Source organism: Streptacidiphilus sp. EB129 (assembly GCF_041262645.1).
Taxonomy (GTDB): domain Bacteria; phylum Actinomycetota; class Actinomycetes; order Streptomycetales; family Streptomycetaceae; genus Streptacidiphilus.
This window is the reverse complement of the sequence record NZ_JBGCCS010000002.1, coordinates 160,881-178,540: the sequence shown is the minus strand read 5'-3', so window position 1 is coordinate 178,540 and position 17,660 is coordinate 160,881. Positions and strand designations below refer to the sequence as shown.

At 73.5% G+C, this 17,660-nt stretch carries 20 protein-coding genes; 7 read left to right on the top strand and 13 right to left on the bottom strand.

From position 1 onward, the window contains the following. Positions 1 to 194: 194 nt before the first annotated feature. Genes ABH925_RS03015 through ABH925_RS03005 form a run of 3 tightly spaced genes read right to left on the bottom strand, consistent with a single transcriptional unit; the run spans position 195 to position 3,333 of the window. Complete coding sequence (locus ABH925_RS03015) at positions 195 to 1,277, bottom strand: acyl-CoA dehydrogenase family protein (protein ID WP_370145153.1); 1,083 nt, start codon at positions 1,275 to 1,277, stop codon at positions 195 to 197. After that, entirely contained in the window at positions 1,274 to 2,443 is a 1,170-nt protein-coding gene (locus ABH925_RS03010; RefSeq protein ID WP_370145152.1) for an acyl-CoA dehydrogenase family protein, read from the bottom strand. The genes ABH925_RS03015 and ABH925_RS03010 overlap by 4 nt, the downstream gene beginning before the upstream one ends. Next, positions 2,443 to 3,333, bottom strand: a complete 891-nt coding sequence (locus tag ABH925_RS03005) for an enoyl-CoA hydratase (RefSeq protein WP_370145151.1) — start codon at positions 3,331 to 3,333, stop codon at positions 2,443 to 2,445. Before ABH925_RS03005 ends, ABH925_RS03010 begins: the two co-directional genes overlap by 1 nt. A gap of 81 nt (positions 3,334 to 3,414) precedes the next feature. Here ABH925_RS03005 and ABH925_RS03000 point away from each other — a divergent pair, with 81 nt between their 5' ends. The 5 genes from ABH925_RS03000 (at position 3,415) to ABH925_RS02980 (ending at position 6,750) form a co-directional block, all read left to right on the top strand. Beyond that, positions 3,415 to 4,197 (top strand): SDR family oxidoreductase, encoded by a 783-nt coding sequence (locus tag ABH925_RS03000; protein ID WP_370145150.1) that lies wholly within the window; start codon positions 3,415 to 3,417, stop codon positions 4,195 to 4,197. 57 nt (positions 4,198 to 4,254) lie between these two features. Then, positions 4,255 to 4,968: a TetR/AcrR family transcriptional regulator gene (locus ABH925_RS02995; protein WP_370145149.1), complete on the top strand. Its 714-nt coding sequence runs from the start codon at positions 4,255 to 4,257 to the stop codon at positions 4,966 to 4,968. A 34-nt stretch (positions 4,969 to 5,002) separates the two neighbouring features. Next, positions 5,003 to 6,160 (top strand): acetyl-CoA C-acetyltransferase, encoded by a 1,158-nt coding sequence (locus ABH925_RS02990; protein WP_370145148.1) that lies wholly within the window; start codon positions 5,003 to 5,005, stop codon positions 6,158 to 6,160. A 75-nt stretch (positions 6,161 to 6,235) separates the two neighbouring features. Beyond that, complete coding sequence (locus ABH925_RS02985; protein ID WP_370145147.1) at positions 6,236 to 6,436, top strand: hypothetical protein; 201 nt, start codon at positions 6,236 to 6,238, stop codon at positions 6,434 to 6,436. A 20-nt stretch (positions 6,437 to 6,456) separates the two neighbouring features. Continuing rightward, positions 6,457 to 6,750 carry a type II toxin-antitoxin system PemK/MazF family toxin gene (locus ABH925_RS02980; RefSeq protein WP_370145146.1) on the top strand — a complete coding sequence of 98 codons (294 nt, stop codon included), beginning with the start codon at positions 6,457 to 6,459 and terminating at the stop codon, positions 6,748 to 6,750. Here ABH925_RS02980 and ABH925_RS02975 read toward each other — a convergent pair. From ABH925_RS02975 to ABH925_RS02955, 5 genes are all read right to left on the bottom strand, one after another. Beyond that, positions 6,728 to 6,913 carry a CopG family transcriptional regulator gene (locus ABH925_RS02975; RefSeq protein ID WP_370145145.1) on the bottom strand — a complete coding sequence of 62 codons (186 nt, stop codon included), beginning with the start codon at positions 6,911 to 6,913 and terminating at the stop codon, positions 6,728 to 6,730. The two genes, ABH925_RS02980 and ABH925_RS02975, sit on opposite strands and share 23 nt — an antisense overlap. Before the next feature lie 40 nt (positions 6,914 to 6,953). Further along, positions 6,954 to 8,018 carry an NAD(P)H-dependent flavin oxidoreductase gene (locus ABH925_RS02970; RefSeq protein WP_370145408.1) on the bottom strand — a complete coding sequence of 355 codons (1,065 nt, stop codon included), beginning with the start codon at positions 8,016 to 8,018 and terminating at the stop codon, positions 6,954 to 6,956. Positions 8,019 to 8,167: 149 nt separating this feature from the next. Then, complete coding sequence (locus ABH925_RS02965) at positions 8,168 to 8,929, bottom strand: CoA-transferase subunit beta (protein ID WP_370145144.1); 762 nt, start codon at positions 8,927 to 8,929, stop codon at positions 8,168 to 8,170. After that, positions 8,926 to 9,789: a CoA transferase subunit A gene (locus ABH925_RS02960; RefSeq protein ID WP_370145143.1), complete on the bottom strand. Its 864-nt coding sequence runs from the start codon at positions 9,787 to 9,789 to the stop codon at positions 8,926 to 8,928. The genes ABH925_RS02965 and ABH925_RS02960 overlap by 4 nt, the downstream gene beginning before the upstream one ends. Continuing rightward, positions 9,789 to 10,562: an enoyl-CoA hydratase family protein gene (locus ABH925_RS02955; protein WP_370145142.1), complete on the bottom strand. Its 774-nt coding sequence runs from the start codon at positions 10,560 to 10,562 to the stop codon at positions 9,789 to 9,791. Before ABH925_RS02955 ends, ABH925_RS02960 begins: the two co-directional genes overlap by 1 nt. Positions 10,563 to 10,656: 94 nt before the next feature. Between ABH925_RS02955 and ABH925_RS02950 the strand changes: the two genes are divergently transcribed. Together ABH925_RS02950 and ABH925_RS02945 are read left to right on the top strand one after the other, a co-directional pair. Beyond that, complete coding sequence (locus ABH925_RS02950) at positions 10,657 to 11,451, top strand: SDR family oxidoreductase (protein ID WP_370145141.1); 795 nt, start codon at positions 10,657 to 10,659, stop codon at positions 11,449 to 11,451. Between the two features lie 84 nt (positions 11,452 to 11,535). Further along, the gene (locus ABH925_RS02945) at positions 11,536 to 12,417 is read left to right on the top strand and encodes an SDR family oxidoreductase (protein ID WP_370145140.1); all 882 of its coding nucleotides are present in this window, start codon (positions 11,536 to 11,538) and stop codon (positions 12,415 to 12,417) included. Between the two features lie 109 nt (positions 12,418 to 12,526). Here ABH925_RS02945 and ABH925_RS02940 read toward each other — a convergent pair whose 3' ends face one another. The 5 genes from ABH925_RS02940 to zwf all read right to left on the bottom strand — a co-directional run bounded on the left by ABH925_RS02940 (position 12,527) and on the right by zwf (position 17,649). Next, positions 12,527 to 13,582 (bottom strand): hypothetical protein, encoded by a 1,056-nt coding sequence (locus ABH925_RS02940; RefSeq protein ID WP_370145139.1) that lies wholly within the window; start codon positions 13,580 to 13,582, stop codon positions 12,527 to 12,529. Continuing rightward, positions 13,579 to 14,100, bottom strand: a complete 522-nt coding sequence (locus tag ABH925_RS02935; protein WP_370145138.1) for a SigE family RNA polymerase sigma factor — start codon at positions 14,098 to 14,100, stop codon at positions 13,579 to 13,581. The genes ABH925_RS02940 and ABH925_RS02935 overlap by 4 nt, the downstream gene beginning before the upstream one ends. A 137-nt stretch (positions 14,101 to 14,237) precedes the next feature. Continuing rightward, entirely contained in the window at positions 14,238 to 15,020 is a 783-nt protein-coding gene (gene pgl, locus ABH925_RS02930) for a 6-phosphogluconolactonase (RefSeq protein WP_370145137.1), read from the bottom strand. Beyond that, positions 15,017 to 16,126 carry a glucose-6-phosphate dehydrogenase assembly protein OpcA gene (gene opcA / locus ABH925_RS02925; protein WP_370145136.1) on the bottom strand — a complete coding sequence of 370 codons (1,110 nt, stop codon included), beginning with the start codon at positions 16,124 to 16,126 and terminating at the stop codon, positions 15,017 to 15,019. Before opcA ends, pgl begins: the two co-directional genes overlap by 4 nt. Beyond that, positions 16,123 to 17,649 (bottom strand): glucose-6-phosphate dehydrogenase, encoded by a 1,527-nt coding sequence (zwf, locus tag ABH925_RS02920; RefSeq protein ID WP_370145407.1) that lies wholly within the window; start codon positions 17,647 to 17,649, stop codon positions 16,123 to 16,125. Before zwf ends, opcA begins: the two co-directional genes overlap by 4 nt. Positions 17,650 to 17,660: the final 11 nt, after the last annotated feature.

Below are 17,660 nucleotides of genomic sequence, written 5' to 3'. Positions count from 1 at the left end.
CGGTAACAGCAGCAAGAGCAGTACGGCAGGAACTCCGGCGCAGTGGTCACCGCGCGGCAGGGCGCTGTCGGCACCTCCTCACCCGGTGCCGGCGGCGCCCTTCGAGTTGTCACGGCACCGTTCGCGGGGGTCGTGCTTGCCGCAGGCCATGAGCAGTGGCGGGTGTGCGGTCTGCACCGGACCGGGCAGGACCCTCAGGTCCGGCCGGTGAGCACGCCGGCCCGCGCCGCCAGCACGGCGCGCCGGCACTCGGCCGGGCCGCCCCAGGCGGTGCGAAGCACCCGGGCGCGGCGGATCCACAGCGACAGGTCGAACTCGTCGGTGTAGCCGATGGCGCCGTGCAGTTGCAGCGCGGCGCGGGCCGCCGCGTAGCCGGCCTCGCCGCAGGCGGCCTTGGCGGCGGCGACGTCGGCGGTCGCGCCGGGTCGGCCGTCCTCGAGCGCCACCGCCGCGGCGTGGAGCAGCGGTTCGGCGAACTCCAGCTGCAGCAGCACGTCCGCCAGCCGGTGCTTGACCGCCTGGAATCCGCCGATGGGCGTGCCGAACTGGACCCGGGTGCCGACGTACTCGACCGTCCCGGCCAGCAGTCGGCGGCCGGTGCCCAGGGCCAGCGCGGCAGTGGCCAGCGCGCCGACCCCGGCCGCTTCGGCGGCCGCCGCCGCGACCTGCGGGCCGGTCGCGAGCGGGGTGCCGTCGCCGGGGCGGCCGAGCAGGCGGGCCGGGTCCAGCGAGCACAGCAACGGGCCCTGGGAGGGGGCCTCCGCCAGGGTGTCGCCGTCGACCCGCAGCACGGTGCCGGCCAGGTCCGGGTCGGCCGCGTACCCGCCGTCGGCGGGGGCCGCGCGGAGCGGCGAGGGCTCGGGCGGGGAAGGCCGGAGCGGCGAAGGGTCGTGCCGGAGGCTGAGTGGGGGGACGGTGAGGGCGGCTTCGCCGGAGGCGGCTCGGGGGAGCCAGCGGGCGGCGGGTGCCGCCACCCCGGCCCGGTCCAGCAGCACGCTCGCGGCGAGACTCTCGGCGACCGGCCCGGGGACCGCATGGCGACCCAACTCCACGCAGGCGACCATCAGTTCGACCGGCAGCAGACCGACGCCGCCATACTCCTCGGGCACCGCGAGGGCGAACACCCCGGCATCGCCGAGCCGGCGCCACAGCGCCCGCGCCGGAGCCGGGTCCCCGGCCGCGCGGGCCCGGATCACCGCCGGGGTGTCGGCGGCGCCGAGGAGCGCGTCCAGGCTGGCGGCGAAATCCCGCTGCTCGGTGTCGAGGAGGAATCTCATCCGCGCCGTCCCTTCGGCAGGCCGAGCAGCCGCTCGGCGACGATGTCCCGCTGGATCTCGTTGGTGCCGCCGTAGATCGGTCCGGCCAGTGCGAACACATAGCCGTCGGCCCAGTCGTCGCGGCCGTCCGGGCGGTCCAGCAACTCGCCGTCGGGACCCAGCAGGTCCAGCGCGGTCTCGTGCAGGGCGATGTCCAGCTCGGACCAGTAGATCTTGTTGAGGCTGGACTCCGCGCCGACGGCCGCACCCTCGGCGATCCGCGAGGCGGCCGCGAACGCGGACAGCTGGTAGGCCCTGGCCCGGATCACCGCGTCGGCGACGCGCTCGGCGAGGGCGGTGTCGGCCGGGTCGCCCAGCCGCCGCCAGAGCGCGACCAGCCGGTCGGCGGCGGCCAGAAAGCGGCCGGGGCTGCGCAGGGTGAGCCCGCGCTCGTTGCCCGCCGTGCTCATCGCCGCGCGCCAGCCCTGGCCGGCCGTGCCGATGACGTCCCGGTCCGGGACGAAGACCTGGTCCAGGAAGAGCTCGGCGAAGGCGGGCCGGCCGTCCAGCCGTCCGATCGGACGGACCGTCACCCCCGGTGCGTCCAGCGGGAACATCAGGTAGGTCAGGCCGCGGTGGCGGGCCCCGGACTCCTCGACCGGAGTGGACCGGAACAGGCCGAAGGCGTTATCCGCGAAGGCCGCCCGCGAGGACCAGGTCTTGGACCCGTCCAGCAGCCAACCGCCGTTCGTACGGCGGGCGGTGGAGCGCAGCGCGGCCAGGTCGCTGCCCGCGCCCGGCTCGGACCAGGCCTGCGCCCAGACCACCGTGCCGTCGGCCATCTCCGGCAGGATCCGGGCGCGCTGCTCGGCGCTGCCGTGTTCGAACAGGGTGGGGGCGAGCAGGTTGATGCCGTTCTGGGTGACCCGCCCCGGGGCCCCCGCGGCGTAGTACTCCTCCTCGAAGGTCAGCCACTGGAGCAGGGTGGCGCCGCGTCCGCCGTACTCGCGGGGCCAGGAGACCACGGCCCAGCGGTCCGCCTGCAGCTCCCGTTCCCACTCCCGGTGGGCGGCGAAGCCGGCCTCGGTCTCCAGCGAGGGCAGGCGCCCGGCGGGGACGTGCTTCGCCAGCCAGGCCCGCGCCTCCGCGCGGAACTCCTGCTCTGCCGTACTGAACTGAAGATCCATCAGTTGCCCGCCCGCTGTTCTCGGACAGGCTGTTCTGCGGGACGCTGTGCCGCCGCCTTCATCGAGGCGGCGTCCATGCCGCCCAGCGAGTCCTTGGCGGTCTCGGCGTTGTGCGCGTGGGCGAGGTGGTGCAACCCGAACACCGAGTCCAGGCCGCTGTGCAGGCCCTGAAGGTCCTCGGCCTGGTTGACGGCGCGCTTGGTGAGGGCCAGGCCCATGGCCGGCATCTCGGCGATCCGGGCGGCCAGCGCCATCGTCGCCGCGTGCAGGTCGGCGCGCGGCACCAGCCGGTTCACCATGGCCAGCTCGTAGGCCCGTTGGGCGGTCATCCGGTCGCCGGTGTACAGGAACTCCTTGGCGATCCGCGGCGGCAGCACCCAGGGGTGGGCGAAGTACTCGACACCGGGGATGCCCATCCGGACCACCGGGTCGGCGAAGAAGGCGTCCTCGCTGGCGACGATCAGATCGCACACCCAGGCGAGCATCAACCCCCCTGCCACGCACGCCCCGTGGACCGAGGCGAGGAGCGGCTTGGGCAGTTCGCGCCAGCGTCGGCACATGCCGAGGTAGACCTCCGACTCGCGGGCGAAGCGGCTCTCCGCGCCCTGCCGCGCGGAGTGGTCCCACCACAGCGACGCCCGCCGCTCGAACGGCAGGTGCGCGTCCCGTCCGGGCGTGCCGATGTCGTGGCCGGCCGAGAAGTGCGGGCCCGCCCCGCGCAGCACCACGACCTTCACCTCCGGGTCCTCGGCGGCCCGGTAGAAGGCCCGGTCCAGGGCGTAGGTCATGGCGGAGTTCTGGGCGTTGCGGTACTCGGGGCGGTTCATGGTCACCACGGCCACCGGGCCCTGGCCTTCGTACAGGACCACCTCTGTGCTGTGCTCGGTCACGGCGCCTCCACCTTCCCTAACAAGTGTTTGGTAGGTTAACGTGCGGGAAGTCAGCCGTCGAGACATCCGGGAGCCACGCAGATGACGACACCGGCCTACCTCCCCGGGCACGGACTCCTGGCCGGACGCGGCGCGGTGATCACCGCGGCCGCAGGCGCCGGGATCGGTGGGGCGACCGCCCGCCGCTTCCTGGAGGAGGGCGCCGAGGTGGTCCTCGGTGACGCCCACGCCCGTCGGCTGCAGGAGACCGTCGACGCCCTCGGTGCCGAGTTCGGCGAGAAGCGCGTCGCCGGAACCCCCTGCGACGTGACCGACGAGCAGCAGGTCGGCGCGTTGCTGGCGCTCGCCGAGGAGCGGCACGGACGGCTGGACATCGTGGTCAACAACGCCGGCCTGGGCGGCACCGCCCCGCTGGTGGAGATGACCGACGCGCAGTGGGACAAGGTCCTCGACGTCACCCTCACCGGCACCATGCGCTGCACCCGCGCCGCGCTGCGCCGGTTCCGCGCCACCGGCGCCGGGGGCGTCGTGGTCAACAACGCCTCGGTGGTGGGCTGGCGGGCCCAGGCCGGACAGGCGCACTACGCGGCGGCCAAGGCGGGGGTGATGGCACTGACCCGCTGCGCGGCGGTCGAGGCCGTCGAGTACGGGGTACGGGTCAACGCCGTCTCCCCGAGCCTGGCCATGCACCCGCACCTGGTGAAGGTCACCACCCCCGAGCTGCTCGCCGAGCTGACCGCGGCCGAGGCCTTCGGGCGCTGGGCCGAGCCCTGGGAGGTGGCCAACGTGATCGTCTTCCTGGCCAGCGGTTACTCGTCCTATATGACCGGCGAGGTCGTCTCGGTCAGCAGCCAGCATGCGTGAGGACGGCTCCGATCGCGGCGACAATGGCGGCAGACGTCAGATGCGAGGAGAGACCCGATGACCCCCCGTGCCAACGGCGGCCGAACCACTGCCCCCGGAGACCGATCCGGCGCCGCGAAGCCCGCCACCGGTGCCCCCACCGCCGGTGCCTCCGCCGCAGGTGCGGCCACCGCCGCGGCGCCTGCGGCCGGAGCGGCCACCGGCACCCGGCGGGACGAGCTGCTGGCCACCGCCGCCCAGGTCTTCGCCCGCCAGGGCTACGACGCCACCACGGTTCGGGAGATCGCCGACGCCGCCGGGATCCTCGCCGGCAGCCTCTACTACCACTTCGACTCCAAGGAGTCGATGCTGGACGAGATCCTGTCCGGCTTCCTCACCGAGCTCTGGGCCGGCTACGACAGCGTCCTCGCCGCCGGCCTCGGACCCCGGGAGACCCTGGAGGCGCTGGTCGTCGAGTCGTTCCGGGAGATCGACCGGCACCGCGACGCCGTCGCCATCTACCAGCGCGAGCGCCACCTGGCCGGAGAGCCCCGGTTCGCGTACATCGCCGACTCGATGACCCGCTTCGAGACCGCCTGGCTGGGCACCCTGGAGCGCGGGGCGGCCGAGGGAGTGTTCCGCACCGACCTGGACCTCCGCCTGGCGTACCGGTTCGTCCGCGACACCGTCTGGGTCGCGGCGTCCTGGTACCGGCCGGGCGGGAAGCACGAGGCGGGCGAGATCGCCCGCCAGTACCTGAGCATGCTGCTGGACGGGCTCACCGCCCGCTGAGCGGCCCTCAACTCTCGCAGGAGGAGCGAACGCCATGCCCGAGGCCTACATCGTCGAAGCCGTCCGCACGCCCGTGGGCCGCCGCCGGGGCGGCCTGGCGCAGGTGCACCCCGCCGACCTCGGCGCGCATGTGCTGAAGGCGCTGGTCCAGCGCTCCGGGGTCGACCCGGCGCTGGTCGAGGACGTGGTCTTCGGCTGCCTGGACACGGTCGGCCCGCAGGCCGGCGACATCGCCAGGACCAGCTGGCTGGCGGCCGGGCTGCCCGAGGAGGTGCCGGGCGTCACCATCGACCGGCAGTGCGGGTCGTCCCAGCAGGCGGTGCACTTCGCCGCGCAGGCGGTGATGTCAGGCACCAGCGACCTGGTGGTGGCCGGCGGCACCCAGAGCATGTCGCAGATCCCGATCGCCTACGCCTCGCGGGAGGCGGCCGTGCCGCTCGGCCTGACCGACGGCCCGTTCGCCGGCTCGGTGGGCTGGCGCGAGCGGTACGGCGACCAGCCGGTGAACCAGTTCCACGGCGCCGAGATGATCGCCGCCAAGTGGGACATCTCCCGCGAGGACATGGAGCGCTTCGCGCTGCGCTCGCACCGGCGCGCGGCGCGGGCCGTCGACGAGGGCCGCTTCGAGCGCGAGATCGTCCCGTACGGCGAGGTCCGGCACGACGAGGGCCCGCGCCGGGACACCAGCCTGGAGAAGATGGCCGGCCTCGCCGCGCTCACCGAGGGCGGCCGGCTCACCGCCGCCGTCTCCTCCCAGGTCTCCGACGGCGCCTCGGCGATGCTGCTCGCGTCGGAGCGGGCGGTCCGCGAGTACGGCCTCACCCCGCGCGCCCGGGTGCACCACCTGTCGGTGCGCGGCGAGGACCCGATCCGGATGCTCTCCGCGCCCATCCCGGCCACCGCGTACGCCCTGAAGAAGGCCGGGATGACCATCGACGCCATCGACCTGGTCGAGATCAACGAGGCGTTCGCCCCGGTGGTGCTGGCCTGGCTGAAGGAGACCGGCGCGGACCCGGAGAGGGTCAACGTCAACGGCGGCGCCATCGCCCTCGGCCACCCCCTGGGCGCCACCGGCGTCCGGCTGATGACCACCCTGCTGCACGAACTGGAGCGCACCGGCGGCCGCTACGGCCTGCAGACCATGTGCGAGGGCGGTGGCCAGGCCAACGTCACCATCATCGAACGCCTGTAGCCCGCCGAGGCCAGGCGTCGTCGTCGTGTCCAACGAATGTTTTACAAATGTTGGACACGCGCCTAGGCTGATGCCATGGCGACGACGATAGGGTTCCGGCCGACCGAGGAAGACGAGAAGATCATCAAGGCCGCGCTACGGGAGGGCGAGCGCACCAGCGATGTGATCCGCCGCGCGCTCAGGCTTCTGGAACGCGAGGCGTGGCTGGAGCAGGCGCGCTCGGACATGGAACGTCTCGCGGACGAGGACCTCAACGCCGAAGGCGATGCCTGGTGATCCGTGGAGCCGTGTACCGAGTGGATTTCGGCGACGCCAAACCGGGTCACGAGCAACGCGGCCGCCGCTACGGCCTGGTGATGAGTCCCAGCTCGGGCAGCTGGACGGTGGCGACGGTCATCCCGACCTCCACGAGCGCCCAAGCTTCGGTGTTCCGGCCGGAATTGGAGATCGACGGCCAGGCGACCCGGTTGCTCGTCGACCAGATCCGCACGGTGGACGTGACGTTCGTCCACGGCGACGCGGTGCACTACCTCGACCGTGACGAAATGGCAGAAGTGGAGCATGCGCTCAGCCGGTATCTGGGCCTGTAGTCTCCGTCCGGACGCCCTTGCCCAGAGCGGCCAGGTGAATGGCTTCCCGGTGGATGGCTTTGCGGATGATCGCGGACTGGGCGCCGCCCCCGCGTGCCGCTGCCTCCTTGATGATGGCCAGGTCCGCGGGATCGGCATAGACGGTCAGGCGCGTGAGGCTCATGCGCCTATGGTGCCGCAGGTACGCGTTGGGCTGCCGCGACTTATGCGCTGCAGCCGTCGGGCGTCGGTAGGCGGTTGGTCAGGACGTCCGCGGCCTCCGTCATGATCGCGTGGATCAGGTCCTGGACCGAGGGCAGGTCGTCGATCAGGCCGGCGACCTGGCCGGAGGCCATCACGCCGAGGTCGGTGCGGCCGTCCACCATGGCGGCCCTGAGCAGCATCGGGGTGTTGGCGGCGAGCAGGACCTGGCTCCAGGTCAGGTCGTGGCCGTGCTTCATGGCCAGGCCGTCGCGGACCATCGCGCGCCAGCTCATGCCCGAGTCCGCGCGGAACGCCGCCGCGTGCCGCAGCGCGCGGGCCAGCGCACGGGTGCGCCCCGAGCGTTCGAGGGCGTCGACCAGCTCGCTGCGGAGCATCCGGTGCGGCAGGCCGTCGACCTTGGTGGTGACGGTGACGTCCTGGACGCCCGCGGCGAGGTAGCGGGCCTTGACCGGCTCGGGGACGGTGCTGTCCGAGGTCAGCAGGAAGCGGGTGCCCATGGCGATGCCCGCCGCGCCGTGGGCGAGGGCCGCGACCAGGCCCCGGCCGTCGCGGAAGCCGCCCGCCGCGATCACCGGGATGTCCACGGCGTCCACCACCTGCGGCAGCAGCACCGTGGTGGCCACCGCACCGGTGTGCCCGCCGCCCTCGCCGCCCTGGACCAGGACCGCGTCCACGCCCCAGGCGGCGACCTTCTCGGCGTGCCTGCGCGCGCCGACGGAGGGGATGACCACCACGCCCGCGTCCCTGAGCCGCGCGATCAGCTCGCGTGAGGGCGCCAGCGCGAAGGAGGCCACCCGCACGCCCTCCTTGACGATGATGTCCGCGCGTTCCCCCGCGTCGCCCGCGTCGGCGCGCAGGTTCACCCCGAACGGGGCGTCGGTGCGCTCCTTCACCTCCCGTACCGCGGCCCGAAGCCGGTCCGGGGACATGGTCGCCGAGGCGAGGATGCCGAGGCCGCCCGCCCGGGCCGTGGCGGTGACCAGACGCGGTCCGGCGACCCAGCCCATGCCGGTCTGCACCACCGGGTGCGTGACGCCCACGAGCCGCGTCAGCGCGGTCTCCAGGCGCGGGACGCCGGCGCGGCCCCGGCGGGTGCCGGAGCTGCATCGGGCGTCGTGGTCGGCTGCCTGTTCCCGGCCGGTGTCAGCGCCGTGGCTGGTGCCGGCGTGGTCGGCGTCGGGGTCCGGGCGGTGGTCGGCGTGGTCGGCGGGGGTCATGGGCGTACCTCGCGGTCGCGGGCGCCGCGCGGGTCCAGGACCTCGCGGATCAGCCGCAGTTCCTCGGCCGAGGGGTCGCGGGTGAACGGCACGCCGGCGTCCGGGAGCGCGAGCGGGAAGCCGGTGGCGGCCGCGACCTGGTCCACGGTCACCCCGGGGTGCACCGAGCACAGCCGCATCGCCCGGTCGGGGCCGCCGAAGTCCAGCACCGCCAGGTCGGTGACGACCCGGCGCAGGTCGTGGAACCGTCCCGCCGCACCGTCCAGCCGGTGCTGGCCGACCCCGCAGACCACGTCCACCCGCTCGACGAACACCCGGCTGCTGTGCCGGGGGATCCAGTAGCTGGTCGGGTTGTTGGCGGTGTTGCCGGGGGCGCCGCGGACCCCCAGGAGCTGGCGGTCGGGCCGGGACCAGTCCCCGATGCAGGAGATGTTCTGGTTGCCGTGGCGGTCGATCTGGCTGGCGCCCATCATCACGTGGCGGTGGCCGCCGGCGACCATCTCCAGATGCCGCCGGTAGGGGAGCCAGCCCTCGACCGCGGCCGGTGCCGCGCCCAGCGCGGGGACGTCGGCGGCCAGCATCGCCTCGCCGTCGGTGATCAGCAGCTCGGGCGCGAAGGTGAGCCTGGCGAGCCGGGCGCCCAGCGTGGAGACCGTGCCCATGGCGGCGGCCAGCACCTCGCCGTCGCCGCGCCAGGCCTCGGCACAGGCGATGACGCAGTACTCGGCGCGGGTGGCGGCGACGGTGGCGGTGGTCATCGGCTCTGCTCCGTTCGGAACGCCGCCACGGCGGCCTGGTAGTACGCCTCGTCCCCGGACAGGAAGCGGCGCCCGAACGCGGCCCAGGCGGCCGGGTCGGCGGCGGCCTGCGCATAGGCGCGCTGAAAGGCCTCGTCGCGCCCGTAGTCGGGGTCGCAGGAGGTGAAGTGCGCCCCGTTCGGCGCCTCGACGACCCCGCTGACGGAGTGCCGGGAGACCAGCAGCGAGGCCGGGCCGCCCTCCTTGAGCAGCTCGCCGGTCTCCACCACCCGCTCGCAGCTGAGGTACGCGGTGTCGGCGGCGCCGACGAACAGGTCGTCCATGTACGGGTCGGGGCCCAGGTACTGGCCGTTGCCGGACCGGTCGGCGCGGTTCAGGTGCACCAGCGCGGCGTCCAGACGCAGCGCGGGCATCGCCACCAGCTCCTCGCCGTCCGGGTACGGGGAGGTCACCGTGCGCAGTTCGGGGTTGATCCGCAGCACGTCGGAGCCGAGCCCGGCCCGGGTGGGCAGGAACGGCAGCCGGTGCGCGGCGGCGGTGAGCCCCTGGACGAACATCCCCTCGTCGTACTCGCTCAGCCGCAGCGACCCGCGCTCGCGGGCGGCGCGGTAGTGCGGCTCCAGCGGGATCGAGTCCAGCGTCACGAAGGCGGTGACCAGGTGCCGGATCCGGCCGGCCGCCGCCAGCAGGCCGACGTCGGGGCCGCCGTAGGCGACCACGGTCAGGTCGGTCAGCCCGGACCGCAGGACCGCCCGGACCAGGGCCATCGGCTTGCGCCGCGAGCCCCAGCCGCCGATGCCCAGGGTCATCCCGTCCGAGAGCCGTGCGACGACCTGGTCGGCTGTCATCCGCTTGTCCATCAGCGTCCTCCGCCGTGCTGGGTCGCGTTCTGACCGGTCGTCACAAAGGCGTCGCGGTGGGCGTCGGAGACTCCGGCCAGGTTGGCCTCGAAGGTGAAGCCCTGCTCGAAGCGGTAGCTCCGGCGCACGTCGACCGGGTCGATGCCGTTGATGGCCTCCTTGGCGAGGCGCAGCAGATAACCGTCCTTGGCGGCGATCTCGCCGGCCAGCTCCAGCGCCGCGTCCCGCAGCGCGGCGCGCGGGACCACCCGCCAGACCGACCCGTGCCGGTACAGCTCCTGGGCGGTGACGGTGCGTCCGGTGTAGTACAGCGGCCGCATCAGGTGCGGCGGCACCAGCCGGGCCAGGTGGGTGGCTGCTCCCAGCGCGCCCCGGTCCAGCTCGGGCAGGCCGAAGGTGGCGTCCTCGCTGGCCACGACCGCGTCGGCGTTGCCGACCAGCCCGATGCCGCCGCCCAGGCAGAAGCCCTGAACCGCGGCGATCACCGGCACCTGGCACTCGTACACGGCCGCGAAGGCCTCCGCGCAGCCGCGGTTGGCACCGATCAGGGCCTGTGGGCCGGGATCGCGCTGGATCTCCTTGATGTCGACGCCGGCGTTGAAGCCGCGCCCCGGGGCCTCCAGCACCACCACCCGCACGGCGGGGTCCTGCCCGGCCTCGCGCAGCGCCCGGGCGAGCTCGTACCAGCCGGCCACGGGCAGGGCGTTGACCGGAGGGAAGTCGACGGAGACGACGGCGACGCCGTCCTGGGGGAGCGAGGTGGAGACACCCATGGGATTCTCGGCTACCTTTCCACCAAACGTTAGTTAGGTGGCACCATAACAGCGGAACCGACAGTGCGGGAGGGACAGTGCGGAGGTGCGCCCGATGAACGAACCGGCCGGCAGTGGGGAACTCGCGGGACGGGTGGCCGTGGTCACCGGCGGGACCCGGGGCGTCGGCGCGGGCATCGTGGGCTCGCTGCTCGCGGCCGGTGCGGAGGTGGTCGCGGTGGCCCGCAGGGCCCCGGCCGAACCGGTCGAAGTCGCGGGCCGCAAGGCCGGGTTCCGGCCCCTGGACGTGCGCGACCCGGCGGCGTCGGCGGAACTGCTGGAGCAGGTCGCCGCCGAGTACGGGCGGCTGGACCTGCTGGTCAACAACGCCGGCGGGACGCCGTACCTGCCGCTGGCGGAGGGGGAGGCCGAGCGGCACCGGCGCATCCTGGAGCTCAACCTGGTCGCGCCGCTGCTGCTGTCCCGTGCCGCCTACCAGGTGATGCGGGGTCAGCCGGAGGGCGGATCGATCGTCATGATCGGCAGCGTCAGCGGCCAGCGCCCTTCGCCCGGCAGTGCCGCGTACGGGGCCGCCAAGGCGGGGCTCGACCACCTCGCCCGCAGCCTGGCCGTGGAGTGGGCGCCGACGGTACGGGTCAACACCCTGGTGCTGGGGATGGTCAGGACCGAGTCCTCGGAGCTCCACTACGGCGACGAGGACGGCATCGCGGCGGTGGGACGCACGGTCCCACTGGGACGGCTGGCCCGGCCGGAGGAGGTCGGCGACGCCTGCGTCTTCCTCGCCTCGCGCCGGGCCGGATACATCAGCGGTGCCTCGCTGCTGCTGCACGGCGGCGGCGAACGCCCCGCCTTCCTCGACGCCGCCACCGTCAACCGCCGGACCGAATGACCGCCACCCGAACGACCGCCCCGTCCGACCGCCCGCCCGACTGCCCAGCCGAATGACCGCCCGACCGAACAGGAGAGTTCGCCCATGCCCGGACTGGCTCAGGGTCGCACTGTGATCGTCACCGGCGCCGGACGCGGCCTCGGCCGGGCCCACGCCCTCGCCTTCGCCGCCGAGGGCGCCAACCTCGTCGTCAACGACCTCGGCGTCGGCCGGGACGGCGAGCCCTCCGCCGACAGCCCGGCCGCCGCCGTGGTCGCCGAGATCCGGGCGCTGGGTGGCAGCGCCGTCGCCCACGGCGGCGACATCGCCTCCGAGCAGGGCGCGGCGAGCCTGGTCGCCACCGCCCTGGACGCCTTCGGCCGGCTCGACACCCTGGTCAACAACGCCGGCTTCCTGCGCGACCGGATGCTGGTCAACCTGGACGGCGACGACTGGGACGCGGTGATGCGGGTGCACCTGAAGGGGCACTTCCTGCCGCTGCGCCACGCTGCGGCACACTGGCGGGCCGAGGCCAAGGCCGGACGGACGGTCGCCGCGCGGATCGTCAACACCAGCTCGGGGGCGGGGCTGCTGGGCAGTGTGGGCCAGGGCAACTACTCGGCGGCGAAGGCGGGCATCCTCGGGCTGACCTTCGTCGCGGCGGCGGAGTTCGCCGCGTACGGCGTCCAGGTGAACGCGATCGCCCCGGCGGCGCGGACCCGGATGACCGAGGGGGCGATCGACGCCGAACTCGCCGAGCCCGAGGACGTGTCGCCACTGGTGGTGTGGCTGGGCAGCGACGCCAGCGCCGGGGTGACCGGGCGGGTGTTCGAGGCCGAGGGCGACCGCATCACCGTCATGGAGGGCTGGCGCGCCGGCCCCACCGCCCGCAACGGCGCCCGCTGGTCCCCGGCCGAGGCGGGCGAGGCGACACGGAAGCTGCTGGCGGCAGCGGACCCGCCCCAACCGGCGTACGGGGCCCGCTGATCCATGCCGCCGTGCCGGAGTCTCCTCCGGATCCGCCCCCAGGGCCCGGCGCCCGCCGATCCTGCCGTCTCCCTCGAACCCCAGGACGCGCGCGGCCGGGGCCGTCGGCTCAACGGACCACGGAGGTGGTCCACGTGCTCTCGTCGGTACCGAGCGGAGTGATCCGCGTCAGCAGCCCCTGCAGGCCGCCGGCGGCGACCATCGCCGCCGGCATGGTGGCGCCGGGCTGGCCGTTGACGCAGAGGTCGACGCCCTTGATCGTGCGGCAGAACTCACCCGGATCATGGGCAGGCGGAGTGCCCTTGTTCACGCTCATCCGCCAGCCGAACTGGTAGCCGTCCAGGGCGTAGCCGACGCCAAGCCCCCAGGGGCCGCCGTTGACGTCCATCGAGGGTCGGCTCAGGCTGATCCCCTCGAACTTCGCGCCGGCCGGGAGCCCGGTGACGTAGTAGGGAAGGGGTATGGCGCGGTTCCCAACGCCGACTCCCTCGGCGATGCGCGCCATGGTCGCCTGGACGCCCTGCATCGGCAGGTAGTAGCCGTGGATCTCGGCCCACTGACCGGTCCCGGTCTTCCAGCGCAGCGTCATGTCCCCGTTGTTGGTGGGGTCGCTCCGGTCCGCGGTGACCCAGTACGCCGGTGACCCGTGGACGTCGGGGGCGGACACCGCGTACTGAGTCCGCCCGTCGGCCGCCTTGTCGACGGTGGGCGTGACGCCTGCGGGGTAGAGGTTCAGCCAGATGTGCGGGTTGTCGTCACCCGCGGCCTTGAGCGGCCCGAGTGCCAGCGAGTCGATCCCGTGGTCGAAGCCCGAGTCGTAGCCGGCCTCGGGAGCCACGTAGGGCGGCAGCCAGCCGAAGTGCGCGACCCCGACGAGCGGGTCGTTCGCCGCGACAGCGGGGGCCGTGGGGCGCGCGGGTGTGGTGGCCGACGTCGCTGGAGTGGCCACCGCACCCGTCCCGTGCGGAAGGCTGATCGCGGTCACGGTCACCACCGCCACGAGCGCGACCGTCGCACCCGTCGTGGCGGCCCGGCGCCGGCGCAGCCGTCGGCGGCCCACAACGAGCGCTGCGCCCGGGTCGACACGGCTCGGGGGAGCGGGTGAATCGGCCAGGAGCGTCAGCTCCGCCGACAGTTCGGATTCCGTGCACTGCTCGGTACTCATGCCTCCAGGCCTCCTGCCAGGACGTTCTGCCGGTGCGACTGCAGCGCTCGGCGCAGGGCGTCGAGGCCGCGCGCGGTCTGGCTCTTCACGGTGCCTTCCGAGCAGTTCAGCGCCTCGGCTGTCTGCCCCACCGTCAGATCGCAGTAGTACCGAAGGACCACGGTCGCCCGTTGACGGGCGGGCAGCTCGGTCAGCGCCTGCCGCAGGTCGAGGATCGCGTCCAGGTCCGGCTCGGGCAGGCCGGCCCGGTCGTCCTCCACGCGACGCAGCAGCACCCGTCGCCAGGGCGAGCGCTGTTCCGCGAGGAAGGTGTTCACCAGCGTCGTCCGGGCGTAGCCGTCGACGTTCTCCACGCCACCGGCTCGGTGCCAGTGCGTGTAGAGCTTGGTGATCGTGCTCTGGGTCAGATCGTCCGCCCGGTGCCAGTCGCCGGACAGCAGATAGGCGACCTTGCGCAGCCATGGTGACTTCGTGCTGACGAATTCGGTGAACTCGATGTCCCGCCTGCGTTCCGCCATGGGCCCACCCCCTTTTCTGCCTCTCTAATGCCGCTGAGCCCGAAAGGGTTGCATGACGACGGCCCCGTTCCTCCGCCGGTTTCGGCGGGAGGCACGGGGCCGTCGTCACTGGTGGCCCGGGAGGGCACGGGATTCCGTCAGGCGGAGGACGGGGGGTAGAGCTGGGGCGGGATCTTCGCCGCCGCCGCGCGGTCCAGCAGCCAGAGGGTGCGCTGCTGCCCGTAGGCGCCGGAGGCCGGGGCCTGGATCTCGCCCGGGCCGGACAGGGCCAGGGCGACCGCCTCGGCCTTGTCCTCGCCCGCCGCGAGCAGCCACACCTCGCGGGCCGCGCGGATCGCCGGGAGGGTCAGCGAGACCCGCACCGGCGGCGGCTTCGGCGCGCCCCGCACCCCCACGACGGTACGGGAGGTCTCCCGCACGCCGGGGTGTTCGGGGAACAGCGAGGCCACATGGGTGTCCGGGCCGACGCCGAGCAGCAGCACGTCGAAGGCCGGCACGCCGACCCGGTCCTCCGGACCGGCCGCCTTGGCCAGCTCGGCCGCGTACCGCTCGGCCGCCGCCTCGGCGTTGCCGCCGTCCACGCCGTCCGAGGCCGGCATCGGGTGCACCCGCGCCGGGTCGAGCGGAACGGCGTCGAGCAGCTCGTCCCTGGCCTGGGTGACATTGCGCTCCGGGTCGCCCTCGGGCAGGAACCGCTCGTCGCCCCACCACAGGTCCAGCCGGGACCAGTCCACCGCGTCCCTGGCCGGGGACGCGGCCAGCGCGGCGAGCAGCGCGTTGCCGTTGCGCCCGCCGGTGAGCACCACCGAGGCGCTGCCGCGCGCGGACTGGGCGTCCACGATCCGGGTGATCAGCCGGGCCGCCGCGGCAAGGGCCATGAGCTCCTTGTCGCGGTGGACCACGAGTTGAGGCGCCGTCACTTCTGGGTCCGGTTCGCCGAGGCGGCGGACTTCCGGGCCGGCTTGGCCTGGGCGTCCGCTTCGGCCGGAGCCTCCGCGCCCGCCTTGGCAGCGCCCTCCTGGGCGGAGGACGCCTTGGCCGCCGGGGCCTTGGCGGCCGGCCGGCGCGGGTCGATGACCTCGTGCCCGGCCGGGGGCGCGTCCTGGCGCAGCCGGTCCACGCCGTAGCGGACCGCAGAGGCGTAGATGTCGTCCGGGTCCAGCCGGCGCAGCTCCTCGGCGATCAGCTCGGCCGTCTCGCGGCGCTTCAGCGCCACCATCCGGTCCGGCTGGTCGGGCATGGACAGCTTCGCCATCAGCCCGTCCGAGCGCTCCAGGGTGACGTCGCCGCCCGCGGTGTGCAGCCGTACCGCGGTCAGCCCCGGGCCGTCGCTGACGACCCGCTCGACCTTGACGTTCAGCCGGTCGGCCAGCCACAGCGCGAGCAGTTCCGCGCTGGGGTTGTACGACTCGCCCTCGACCACGGCCGCGGCCACCTTGGCGTGCCGCTGGTCCAGCGCCGCCGCCAGCATGGAGCGCCACGGGGTGATCCGGGTCCAGGCCAGGTCGGTGTCGCCGGGGGTGTACGTCGCGGCGCGGGTGGCCAGCTGCTCCACCGGCGACTCGGCCGAGACCGCGTCGGTGATCCGGCGCTGGGCCAGCGCGCCCAGCGGGTCCTTGGCCGCGTTGTCGGGCGCGTTCTCGGGCCACCAGACCACGACCGGGGCGTCCGGGAGCAGCAGCGGCAGGACCACCGACTGCGCCTGCGCGGCGAGTTCGCCGTGCAGCCGGAGCAGCACGGTCTCGCCGGTGCCGGCGTCGGAGCCGACCCGGATCTCGGCGTCCAGCCGGGCCTCGGCGCGGGCGCGCGGGGAACGGCCGGGGCGGCGGATCACCGCGAGGATCCGCGAGGGGTGCTCGCGCGAGGCCTCGCCGGCCGCCTTGAGGGCGTCGTAGGCGCTGCCCTCGTCGGTGACGATGACCAGGGTGAGCACCATGCCGATCGCGCCGGTGCCGATGGCCCGGCGGGCGTCGACCAGTCCTGCGTTGATCTTGCTGGAGGTGGTGTCCGTGAGATCGATCTTCATGGCCGGCGCCAGCTCCTACCGTCTCGTGCGAGCATCTCGTCCGCCTCGGCCGGGCCCCAGGTGCCCGACTCGTACGGGGCGGGCTTGCCGTGCTTCTCCCAGTACGCCTCGATCGGGTCGAGGATCTTCCAGGACTCCTCCACCTCCTGGTGGCGGGGGAAGAGGTTGGCGTCGCCGAGCAGCACGTCCAGGATCAGCCGCTCGTAGGCCTCCGGGCTGGACTCCGTGAAGGACTCGCCGTAGGCGAAGTCCATGCTCACGTCGCGGACCTCCATCGAGGTGCCCGGGACCTTGGAGCCGAACCGCAGCGTCACGCCCTCGTCCGGCTGCACCCGGATCACCAGGGCGTTCTGCCCCAGCTCCTCGGTGGCGCTGGAGTCGAACGGCAGGTACGGGGCGCGCTGGAAGACCACCGCGATCTCGGTGACCCGGCGTCCCAGCCGCTTGCCGGTGCGCAGATAGAACGGGACGCCGGCCCAGCGCCGGTTGTTGATCTCGAGCTTGATCGCGGCGTAGGTGTCGGTGGTGGAGTTGGGGTCGATACCGTCCTCCTCCAGGTAACCGGGCACCTCCTCGCCGCCCTGCCAGCCGTGCGTGTACTGGCCGCGCACGGTGTGCCGGCCCAGGTCCCGGGGGATCCTGACCGCGGACAGCACCTTGAGCTTCTCGGCGACCAGGGCCTTCGGGTGGAAGGACGCCGGCTCCTCGATGGCGGTCAGCGCCAGCAGCTGCAGCAGGTGGTTCTGGATGACGTCACGGGCCGAGCCGATGCCGTCGTAGTACCCGGCGCGACCGCCGATGCCGATGTCCTCGGCCATGGTGATCTGCACGTGGTCGACGTACGACCGGTTCCAGATCGGCTCGAACATCGAGTTGGCGAAGCGCAGCGCCAGGATGTTCTGGACCGTCTCCTTGCCCAGGTAGTGGTCGATCCGGAAGACCTCGTCGCGCGGGAACACCGAGTGCACGACCGCGTTGAGCTCCTGAGCGCTCTTCAGGTCGTGGCCGAACGGCTTCTCGATGACCGCGCGCCGCCAGGAGCCCTTCGGCGGGTCGGCCAGGCCGTGCGCCTTCAGCTGCTGGACCACCTGCGGGAAGAACTTCGGCGGGACGGACAGGTAGAAGGCGAAGTTGCCGCCCGTGCCCTGCGCCTTGTCCAGCTCCTCGATGGTCTCGCGCAGCTTCTCGAAGGCGTCGTTGTCGACGAACTCGCCCTGGACGAAGCGCATGCCCTTGGCGAGCTGCTGCCACACCTCCTCGCGGAAGGGGGTGCGCGCGTGCTCCTTGACGGAGTCGTGGACGACCTGGGCGAAGTCCTCGTGCTCCCAGTCGCGGCGGGCGAAGCCGATCAGCGAGAAGCCCGGCGGCAGCAGGCCGCGGTTGGCCAGGTCGTAGACCGCCGGCATCAGCTTCTTGCGCGACAGGTCGCCGGTGACGCCGAAGATGACCAGGCCGGACGGCCCCGCGATCCGCGGGAGCCGTCGGTCGGCCGGGTCACGCAGCGGGTTGATCCACCTGTTCAGGTCGGCCTCGT